This is a genomic window from Xenorhabdus sp. NBAII XenSa04, from assembly GCF_963866145.1.
Taxonomy (GTDB): Bacteria; Pseudomonadota; Gammaproteobacteria; order Enterobacterales; family Enterobacteriaceae; genus Xenorhabdus; species Xenorhabdus indica.
Genome location: NZ_CAWMEB010000257.1, coordinates 24274 through 34563, shown reverse-complemented (window position 1 = coordinate 34563; position 10290 = coordinate 24274). Strand labels below are relative to the sequence as shown.

At 45.3% G+C, this 10290-nt stretch carries 11 protein-coding genes and 1 pseudogene; 1 reads left to right on the top strand and 11 read right to left on the bottom strand.

Translation table 11 applies throughout. The annotated features are described in order from the left end of the window. A pseudogene (tnpC, locus tag AAC147_RS09755) lies at window positions 1-1233 on the bottom strand (IS66 family transposase); the annotation flags it as partial. After that, window positions 1157-1360, bottom strand: a complete 204-nt coding sequence (locus AAC147_RS09750; RefSeq protein WP_197056365.1) for a hypothetical protein — start codon at window positions 1358-1360, stop codon at window positions 1157-1159. The gene AAC147_RS09750 and the pseudogene tnpC, both read right to left, overlap by 77 nt. Before the next feature lie 422 nt (window positions 1361-1782). Here AAC147_RS09750 and AAC147_RS09745 point away from each other — a divergent pair, with 422 nt between their 5' ends. Continuing rightward, window positions 1783-2787 carry an IS110 family transposase gene (locus AAC147_RS09745; RefSeq protein WP_047680490.1) on the top strand — a complete coding sequence of 335 codons (1005 nt, stop codon included), beginning with the start codon at window positions 1783-1785 and terminating at the stop codon, window positions 2785-2787. Between the two features lie 153 nt (window positions 2788-2940). Here the strand turns inward: AAC147_RS09745 and AAC147_RS09740 are convergent, their stop codons facing one another. The 9 genes from AAC147_RS09740 to AAC147_RS09700 form a co-directional block, all read right to left on the bottom strand. Further along, on the bottom strand, window positions 2941-3156 hold the full coding sequence (locus tag AAC147_RS09740; RefSeq protein ID WP_156115342.1) for a hypothetical protein: 216 nt from the start codon (window positions 3154-3156) through the stop codon (window positions 2941-2943). A 270-nt stretch (window positions 3157-3426) separates the two neighbouring features. Beyond that, a complete protein-coding gene (locus AAC147_RS09735) occupies window positions 3427-3885 on the bottom strand; it encodes a GyrI-like domain-containing protein (protein ID WP_047680486.1) in 459 nt (152 codons plus the stop codon). Window positions 3886-3900: 15 nt separating this feature from the next. After that, entirely contained in the window at window positions 3901-4512 is a 612-nt protein-coding gene (locus tag AAC147_RS09730) for a hypothetical protein (protein ID WP_047680481.1), read from the bottom strand. Between the two features lie 21 nt (window positions 4513-4533). Further along, window positions 4534-5568, bottom strand: coding sequence for a cupin domain-containing protein (locus tag AAC147_RS09725; protein WP_047680476.1), 1035 nt, complete (start codon window positions 5566-5568; stop codon window positions 4534-4536). Between the two features lie 9 nt (window positions 5569-5577). Then, window positions 5578-6438 carry an ACP S-malonyltransferase gene (gene fabD / locus AAC147_RS09720; protein ID WP_052189461.1) on the bottom strand — a complete coding sequence of 287 codons (861 nt, stop codon included), beginning with the start codon at window positions 6436-6438 and terminating at the stop codon, window positions 5578-5580. A gap of 17 nt (window positions 6439-6455) precedes the next feature. Beyond that, complete coding sequence (locus AAC147_RS09715) at window positions 6456-7223, bottom strand: thioesterase II family protein (protein WP_047680474.1); 768 nt, start codon at window positions 7221-7223, stop codon at window positions 6456-6458. A 68-nt stretch (window positions 7224-7291) separates the two neighbouring features. Continuing rightward, window positions 7292-8515 (bottom strand): 3-dehydroquinate synthase II, encoded by a 1224-nt coding sequence (locus tag AAC147_RS09710; protein WP_052189459.1) that lies wholly within the window; start codon window positions 8513-8515, stop codon window positions 7292-7294. Between the two features lie 30 nt (window positions 8516-8545). Continuing rightward, window positions 8546-8911: a hypothetical protein gene (locus AAC147_RS09705; RefSeq protein WP_047680473.1), complete on the bottom strand. Its 366-nt coding sequence runs from the start codon at window positions 8909-8911 to the stop codon at window positions 8546-8548. A gap of 14 nt (window positions 8912-8925) precedes the next feature. Continuing rightward, window positions 8926-10269, bottom strand: a complete 1344-nt coding sequence (locus AAC147_RS09700; protein WP_047680471.1) for an MATE family efflux transporter — start codon at window positions 10267-10269, stop codon at window positions 8926-8928. Window positions 10270-10290 lie beyond the last annotated feature (21 nt).

The following is a 10290-nucleotide window of genomic DNA, read 5'->3' as shown; positions in this document are numbered from 1 at the left end:
TACGGATTGAATACGTGACCCAGAAGTTCATTCAATCGGTTGTTCGGCCAGGTGGGTAACCGACAGAGGACATCACGCAACCAGACCCAGGGGTCATGACCATTCGCGTGGGCCGTTTCCAGCAAACTCATCACCATGGCGGCCCGCTGCCCGGCGGCTAATGAGCCCGCAAACAGCCAGTTTTTTCGCCCCACAGCCACAGCCCGGATCGCATTTTCCGCCCGGTTGTTGTCTATCGGCACGTGGCCATCATTCAGGTAGCACACCAGCGCCGCCCAGCGTTTCAGCGTATAGGTTATCGCCCTGTGTAATCCCAAGTGGGGCGCGGTTTTGGCCTGACAGGTTTGCAGCCAGGACCGGAACTCATCCAGCCAGGGGCGCGCATAACGCTGCCGCCACTGACGCCGTTTATCCGGGGGCCGCAGCCGGATTTTTCGCTCTAGTTTATACAGCTCCCGAATACCGTCCAGCGCCTGTTTCGCCACCGGGCTTTGGCTGGCCTGGTAATAGTCAAAAAACTTGCGCCGGGCATGCAGGGCGTTGTAGCCGGCATAATCATCCGTGACCAGTGTGCCCTCGGGCCTGTTTTTCAGGCAAGACTCGGCATAACGCCCGCTGCGGCCGGGATGCAACTCATAGTACACCACGGCGGGGGCGTGATCGCGTCCACTCACATACGTCCACAGATAAGCCCGCTGTGTCTGTCCTTTCCCCGGCAGCAGAACCGGCAGCGGGGTTTCATCGGCATGCAGAATCGGCGACATCAGTAAGGCCTGTTTCAGCGCGTCGGCCAACGGTTACAGGGCCAGTGCCACTTGTCCCTCCCAGTCTGACAGCGTGCTGCGCGCCAGGGTCACTCCACTTGCGGGCATAGATTTGCTGCTGGCGGTAAAGGGACAGATGATCCCGGTATTTGGCGACCACCACCTGGGCCAATAAGCCCGGTTCTGGTCGGCCATTCTCAATAAGATGCGCGGGCTGGGCCTGGGCATGAATACCCTGGCAGGCCGCACAGCTGTACTGCGGACAGACATAGCGCCGGACGATAAACGTCGCCGGGCGGTATTCCAGTCGTTCGGTGATTTCATCACGCAGGAAGCGCAAGGGATAACCACAATCAGGACAGTTCTCCGTGTCCGGCTCGAACCGAACCGATTCACGGGGTAATGCCACTGGCAAGGGCTGACGTTTGGGCCGGGCCGGGGGCGCCTCTTCCATGAGATGCAGGCGTGAGCCTGTCAGAGTTCGGTTGTTCTTTGGCTGCGGCGTCACTTTCAGCGGTAAATCCGCAAAAAGTGACGCCTTGAGTTCTGTGAACGGACAGTAAAGGCCGTGCAAGCGTTGAAATGCCCGCAGGCACAGCAAAACGCCGCAAGGTTCAGTGTCAAACGGTAGTCATGAGTTAATAGTTTAGCGGTAGAAAAATTACCTGTTGCATAGTGCAAACAGGAATAGATAAAAGTATGAACGGATGCGCAAAAGCCATCCCGTTGTTCATTGAAGATAAAAGAAAATAGGAGTTATGTTGCTTTGAAAAGTCAGTGTATGAATCCACGGTCAATACACTTCGGTGGCAATATAAAATACCTTTTGGTGTACTTTTAGTTTAAGAGACCTTCATTGCCAGACGAGGGGTTAAGTGTCCTGACAATATCTGCTTCCAAAAGTGTGCAGATGTACCGCAATCATGCTCTCCCTTTCAGGCTACAGGAGTTAATGAGATGGTCTTCCCCACCTTGTGAACCATACTCTTTATAGAGTATTTTTTCTGGAGAGTCCATCATGCAAAACGTCACCCTTATTGGTATCGATCTCGGCAAGCATTCTTTCCATATCCATTGTCAGGACAAATTCGGCAAGACTATGCTGCGTAAACAATTTACCCGTCCAAAATTAATGGAATTTTTAGCGGGGTGTACATCGACTACCGTCGTGATGGAAGCTTGTGCGGGTGCACATTTTATGGCTCGCCGGATCGCTGATTTAGGCCATGATGCGAAGCTGATATCTCCGCAGTTTGTCCGTCCTTTTGTCAAAAGTAACAAGAATGATTTTATTGATGCGGAGGCGATATGTGAAGCGGCATCACGCCCCTCAATGCGTTTTGTCCAGCCGAGAACGGAGACGCAACAGGCGATGAGAGCACTGCATTGTGTCAGAGAATCACTCATCAAAGATAAGGTAAAGACCACTAACCAAATGCACGCCTTTTTGCTGGCGTTTGGTATCAGTCTGCCAAAAGGCGAGGCGGTCATTAAACGGTTATCTCTGGTTCTGGCAGAACACGACGTGCCCGATTATCTGAGCCGTTTGCTGATGAAATTACATGCCCACTACCTTTATCTTGTCGAGCAAATAACCCCGTTGGAATTAGAATTAAAACAGTCCATCAAAGCGGACGATGCGACTCAACGCATGATGACAATACCGGGGGTGGGACCCATTACCGCCAGCCTACTTTCATCCCAGCTTGGTGACGGAAAACAATTTTTATGCAGCCGGGATTTTGCTGCTTCGATGGGGCTTGTTCCCCGACAATACAGTACAGGGGAAAAACCGACTCTGCTGGGTATCAGCAAACGCGGCAACAAAAATTTGCGCCGATTGCTGGTTCAATGCGCCCGGGCGTTTATGATGCGGCTTGAGCATCAGCATGGGAGACTTGCCGAGTGGGTTCAGGCACAACTGAGCAAGAAACATTCGAATGTGGTTGCCTGTGCACTGGCTAATAAGCTGGCACGAATAGCCTGGGCAATCACTACTCGGCAAAATGAGTATCAGGCCTAATAGAGGCTGACTGATTCAATAACTTGATGATTAAAAAGTGAAATACACGTTACCTATCTGGTTTTGCGAAGACTGATTATTGATGACATGAACGGCCAATCGGCCTGATGAATAACCTAAGAAACAAAATGGCTCATTGAAGCCGGGGAGTTTTTAAGGTTCATCAGGCGCAGAACTCATCGTGGCGCGGGCATCTATACTCATAGAGACGCCGGATAGATTTAAGCAAGCCAACCATACATCAAAATGAGTGTTGCAAAAACGGGGAAGACCATAGATTTGTTTCGCCACCCGATGGGTGATCCTTGCAGGCGATGGGATCACTGAAATAACAAGAAATAGGTTAATGATTGCATCAATCCCGGTCAACTTTTTGTTTTACCTTGTTCTTTATTTTTTACCGGATATTTTCAGTTCAATTAAATATCTGTTTCACCAAAACAGATAAAAATTATCAAACGGCAATATGACACTGAATTGTAATAGGTTCTTTATCTCAATCTTAAGTTTAAATTAACTCAACAACCACCGACTTTAGTCGGTGGTTGTTGAGTAATAAAGGAGAGACTGCTGGCATTTCAGAGCAAACAGTCCTTCATGTACTAATGAAATGGACAGTCCCTAATAAATGCATCATAATTATTCTACCCCTATAAATAACTCTATCTTCCCATCTTGGTGAAAGACTTCATAGTCCGTCTTCCAGCTACGCTGATGTGAGCAGTCGGGTTGTTCAAAATATTGCCATACCTGCTGCCATAGTTGGAAAACGGGATTATCCTCACCCGCCAAACCAGAGAAAATGACATATCGGCCTGCTGCCAGCTCGATCTTATTAAATGAATAATCTGCCAGACTGTTGTCATTTTCATGCTCTTTTACTCCGGCAATAACGTCAAACAGCCCGTTTGCACCAGATTCATAGTTAGAATAAACGCCATAGACAATATCGCCTGACAACCGCTTAGGATAGATATCCTGATAGAAATGTTGCCAAAGTGGCATAATTTTCGCTGTCGCAGCATCCATTTCATGAGCATTTTTTGTACGCGTAGATACCCCTACTAAAGACAGAGCTGGGCAATCAACAATTTTCATCTTAACAATCTCCTTTTATTTTGCTAATAAAGCCTTAGCATCTTTATAAGCTTGGTACGTTTTGGGTAAAGGACTCGCTTTCAGCTCAAACCATGCCTGTAGAGCTTCATTCTTACCACTTCCTTGGTTTTCACTGTCTGAGATGTAATCACTGATAAAGTTATTCATTCTGGCTGATGGGATTTGCGGTAACCTCCCCTGCGTTTTTTTCAGGTTAGCCAAGTGGACCACTAAATCACCGTAAGTAATTGTTTTTCCATCAATAATGCATTGCTTGCGCCAGCTATTAAGCCAGTACCATTGGCCGGATTTATCCGCTAATGCGCCAAACTGTTGCTTAACGGCGGCCAGTAAAAATGATTTGGTCTTTTTGTCACTAACATAGTTAACCACGGGGGTATCCAGCGTGAGTAAATCACGGGCTGCGCTATTCTTTCTATTAGGAACGGCAACGGGAAGCTCGCCAGAATAACCAAATAAATGTGCCTTAATGTGCAATTCAAGCTCATTTTTTTTCAGATTACCCACGGTAATGCCCAAAGTTTTAGCAAACGCCTTAAGCTCTGTAGCATAAAAATAACCACCGTCAAACTCTTCTTGACTCATCCCCTGATATAGCTTACTCACGCCTCTTCCTCACTGTTTTAACTACGCCGAAACAGCCTCGTCTTGTTCAATTGCCTCCAGTGTTAAAGTCGCAATTCGATCCAAGAGCAGCTGCATAACTTGCCACGCCTGTTCGCAGATTGCCTGTAATTCAATGCTGCGTTGGTGAGTGATATCTTGATAGAGTTCACTCCCCAGCAAAGCGTGCCCGTGATCTAACGTTGCATGTGCCTCTATATACTCACCAGGCTGCTCAGAAGTATTCTTAGCCAACCAATGGAAGGCATCTGCACACTTTTCTAGCACCAGATGAACGACAGCCAATTTTTCCACATTATCAAGCTGGAACATTTTTAACACAAACCAATTACCATATGAATCAATTTTAGCATCCCATTCTTGGCTCTTAGGTAATAATTCGTCATGGCCTAACTCTTCTTGAAAATGTTCAAGAAATAAAGATCGAAACGTAGGATCCACCACGGTAGATTGGCGCGCATACATGATGTACTGGAAAATTTCAGACCACTGCCTCAGACGGGTTTTAAAGAGAGTCATGTGGTGTTCAGTTTGGATCTGCCCTTCTCTAAATAGCGAAAAGAACTGTGTTTTTTCCACCTTTGCGCACCACTGCTCGTTAAAATTTAGCAGCGCTTGATAAGGAGTTAACTGAGGAGTAAACACAATATCAGCCTCTTTTTCAAACAGAGCCAACGGTTCATACTGCACGGATAAAGCATCTAACGGCTCGCCGAGATCGCAACAAAAGCCGTGCCAGCACCCGGCAGGAATACAGACTACATCACCCGTTTCAATCTTATCAGTAGCATCCCCCAGCAGCGTTGCCTTACCAGCCATAACGATAACCATACTATCTACACTGTGCTGATGCACCTGATGTGTTTCACCCTTTTCAAGACGTGTAAAACTAATGCTAAGTGGTTCGTTATCTTTTCTAAAATGACGAAAAATAGCGCTATGCGCTAAAGGCTGCACTGCGCCGATTTTGTGCTCTTTCCCTGCAATAAAAATGGAGTTAATTTCTGGAATAGAAGCGCGCTTGATAATATTGATCATAAAAATTTCCTAAATATCGTCAGACAGTGATGAATAAGCATCAAAGAGTGAGCCCATAAATTTAGATAGAACCGTTTTTGCCCCTAATTCGATAAAGAGCATGGGCCCCTGCCGGTAAACAAATTCAATGCATGACTGCCAATGAACAGGCTCAGTCAGTTGTCTGACTAAGTTCTCCGTTATACTTGTTGCTCTATAAGGCTGGCTGGTTGCATTAGCAATCACGGGGATTGACGGTGGGTTAAAGTGAAACTGCCCGAGATACTCCTCAAACGCAGTACTGATTTCTGCCATCAGCGGCGTATGAAACGGGCCAGATACGGCTAAAGGAACGTATTTACCCGTTCCCTGTTGTAATATTGCCTGTTCAATACCGCGCATAGCCGTATTATTACCGGAAATCACCGTTTGCTCCGGTGAGTTCTCATTTGCAATATAAACACCAGAGTACTGTTCAATCAGTTGCTGCACAGCCGAGCGTTCAACATTCAAAATCGCCGCCATCGTTCCACCATCCCGAACACTGGCCATTAATTCAGCACGTTTTTTTACCACCGCAACCCCCGTGGCGAAGTCAAACACACCCGCAGCAAACAGCGCATTAAACTCGCCTAAAGAGTGCCCCAGCAAAAAATCCGCTTTTATCCCTTTATCCTTAGCTTCGAGATGGCTTAACGCGTTAACAACAAATAGGGCAACTTGGGCAAACTCCGTCTGCGTTAAACGTTTGCCTCCTTCGTTGCACAGTTCAGCCAGATCGTAGCCTGCAACTTCACTGGCTTCCTTTACCTGACGAGGGTAGCGAGCAAACAACTCTGCCCCCATACCTTTAAATTGTGAACCCTGCCCTGGAAACATAATGGTCAACATTGATTTTCATTCCTCTATTAAAAACGATCTTTGAAAATGACCGCGTAATGGTGAAGCAACCTTAACAACGCCTGTTTTTCGGTTTGAATAAAAAAATGTCCGCCTTTCAGCATGTGTAAATCAAATGAGCTGTGGGTATGGCGCTGCCAGGCATAGAGTTGCCCGATATCCGTTTCCGGATCGTCGATTCCCCCTATCACAGCGATCGGAGCCTGTACCATAGAATTAAGAGCGGGTCGGTAGCTTTCTAGCGCTTGAAAATCCGCAGATAACACCTTATAAAAGTGCTCAAAAACCTCAGGATTGCGCAGTACTGCCTCCGGTGTTCCCCCTAACTGGCGGACTTCTTGGCGCATTCGTTCTTGGTCAAAATGCCGCCGCCCTTCTGTTACAGAATGAAAAGCGGGTGCTTTACGCGCCGCCAGCAGCAATCCAACCGGAGATACCCCACAACGTTGCTCCAACCGCAGCGTTAGTTCATAAGCCAGACAAGCCCCCATGCTGTAGCCCATCATCAATAGCGGCCCTTCACTTGCCAGCCGGACGAGATCAGGGAAAATATCTTCAACTATCTCATTAAAATCAGTCAGTAAAGCTTCGCTGGCCTTGTCAGCACGCCCCGGCAACTGCAAAATATCGAGGGAAAGCCAATCATGCCCCGGCAAATCCCGCAGCCAAGAATGAAATGCCGTGGCATTGCCTCCCGCAAAGGGAAATACCACCATTTTCATTTGTTCGTTTTGAGCGTGACGAGACAGCCCAGCCCAAGCATGAGACGTAGACATTATTCTTCTCCATTAATAAGAATGTTTAGTTATCTACCGCCGTAGTTCACTACGGTGGGATACAGAGCTTAGACTTCTTCGATAAACTCACTCACCGGCACCCCGACGTGGCGGCCTGAATTCGCTTTATAGGCTTTCACCTTGACGCCGGGTTTAAGGTCGGTGAGATGCAGAGGCTTGCCTTGATCAGAGAAAATTCGTACGTGCCAGTCATCCTGCATCAAAATGCTGATCTCCTCACCGCTGGCAAAGCGAGCACGGATAATGCGTAGTGGGCGTTTTTCCAACTTCACTCGCCCAACAGGGATAGGTTTGGTCTGGCCTTTCATATCGACAACCATCGCGCTATCGCCGCTGCGTAGCTCTGAAATGTATTGCGTGCGGTTGCCGTTGGTAAACACGTAGCTATGAACCCCTCCTGCATTGATGCGGAACTCCCGTTTATTCATGTAGGGCATCTCAAAGACTTCCGGACAGCAGAGAAATCCACCTTGCGAGGTTGATCCGACTAAAATGCCCTCATCTTCATTAAACATCAGGGAAAGGTCGATGCAGCCACGGATACCATCGCCAACCGGACGTGTTTCAAAGATTTCTGCCGGTTCCAACGTAAGCTGGCCCATAAATACTTCCTCAACACGTTTAAACATACGATCGACAGTACTACTCTTCAGCGGGGTGAACAGAACTCCCTCCACGCCAAATTCCATCGTACTCATAGAATTAACGACATCATCAACGTGTTCATGATCATCAATTTCTTTAATTACCACGGTCTTGGTGTGTTGTAGTTCAGCAATCACCAGCTCTAGAGGAATATTGGTGGGATCTTTGAATTTAATTAGTACATAAGAATGTTGCTGACCGAAAGCAATCGCCTGATGCAAAGTTGCTTTATCATTTACAAAAATATAAAAGCAGGTTTTTATATTTTTACTCTTTGCCAACTGTAATATTTCATTCTTCTTGCTAAGAATGATTAGTTTCTCATTTGGCGTTTTCTTTAACTTCTTAAATAGCTCATTAAGCTCTTCTAATTTTTCTATTTTTATTGCAACCTCATGGCGAAAATATTTTTTACTTAAAAATGCGTCTGCTTGTGAGAAATTAATTAAATACCCTGAATAATATTGATGAAAAGTGCGATCAGCTACTGACTTAGTCTCTTCATCTTCTTTTTCAACAGCAGTCATATCATACCAAAGTAAAGGTAATAGATTATTACTACGATATTCACGTTTACTGCTTTTTTCCACAGCGCGCGTAGTCACATTAATAACATCAATTGCCATAATAATATTCCTTATTTAATAAAATGTAGATTACTGAACGATAAACAGCGGATAAAAACGTTTGCGATGAACATATATCAGCACCATATTAATACCGGCACCTATCGCAGCAAATAACACCGTTTCAGGTGCAAGAAAAAAATGAAAGAGTAATGAATGCACCAAAATACTGGCACTTAATAACAATGCTAATGGCGTCAATATATTAATAACTAACAAAGCGCCAGCGATAACATCGGTAAGCATAATAATCTCATTCATATATCCCGTTGCACGTAATGCCGACAAAAAATTCATTGCGTCAACCGGCCACGGTGGTTCAGGGAAAAAGTGAAACTGGTGATTTAAACCAAAAAAGATTAAAAATAAGCCAAAAAAAATACGTAAAATATTCATGTAATATTCCTTATTTACTCAGTTTCTAAATATTTCAGGTGAGAAGCCTTCCATTTCCCAGACAGCCAACGAGCGTTATTCATTGCACTCCTAAACACCTCATCACACAGTAATCCAATCCATAATCCCGCAATGCCCAACGATAAGTTAATGCCTAAAAAATAACCCAGAGGCACCGCAATACACCATGTACTGCCTACTGCTACCCAAGCCGGAAAATTGGCATCTCCTGTCGCTTTCAGGCTATATGAGATCACCATAGCGGCGCTGCGAAAAGGTTCAATAGCAACACATAAAACGAGCAATACCATCCCCGTATTAATGATATCTACATTACTGGTGAACAGCCCCAATAGAGGTTTACCGCACAGTAGGATTAACACGATGGCAAGCAGACTCCCCAGCATTGCTAACCGTAAATTGCGGTCTACCTGTTGCTTAATGAGATCATACTGCTTGGCTCCATAGAGATGAGAGATCATGATCTGGTTAGCAATTGACATGGCGGAAGACCAGCAAATTGTCAAAGTCAGCAGATTCATCACGAATATCCGCGACGCCATTGCTGTTTCGCCTAGGCTAATGGTAAATATAGACAATACCAGCATGCCTGCTTCAACGGTAATCGGCTGAACGGCGGCAGGAACACCAATCGCCAAGATCGGTTTTAATATTGCTGCCGGCTGAGCAAATAGCGCCTTCAGTGGAAATCTGGCCTGTAATTTCTGCGTCACCAGCAGAAAATAATATAAGCACACAACTGCCTGAGAAATAATAGTGGCAAAAATAACCCCCATCAGTCCTAGTTTGAAATAAATAACAAAGACTAAATTTAAAATAACATTTAACCCATTTGCAATTATTCCAGCATATAAGTTATATTGTGTTTTTCCCTGAGCCATGCAAATAGCACTGAGTGAAAACTTGATTGCCATAAACCATAGTGCAATAGAAATATATTTAAGATACTCACCGGCAAACAGCACTTCATTATTCTTTAACCCTATAGCCTCAGCTAAGGGAAAAGAACCGAAAAATAATACTAAAAAGACAATTCCGCCTAAGGATGCATTAATAATTAGAATGCCACTCCAATTAAGATCAAGCTTTTCTAATTTACCAGAACCAATAATTTGCCCACCTACGTTAATTGCTCCCTGAGCCATCATCATAAATAACAGGACAAAAATAACAAAGATGGGAATAATAGCGCCAACCGACGCAGCCATCGTCGTTGAAACATGACTCAAAAATAACGAATCAACAAAAAATATCGAAAATGATAATAACATATCGATAAATATCGGAATCGCCAAACTCCAAATAGAGAATGGCAATACAGATGACTTATTATCCATAACGAACTCCTACACTATATT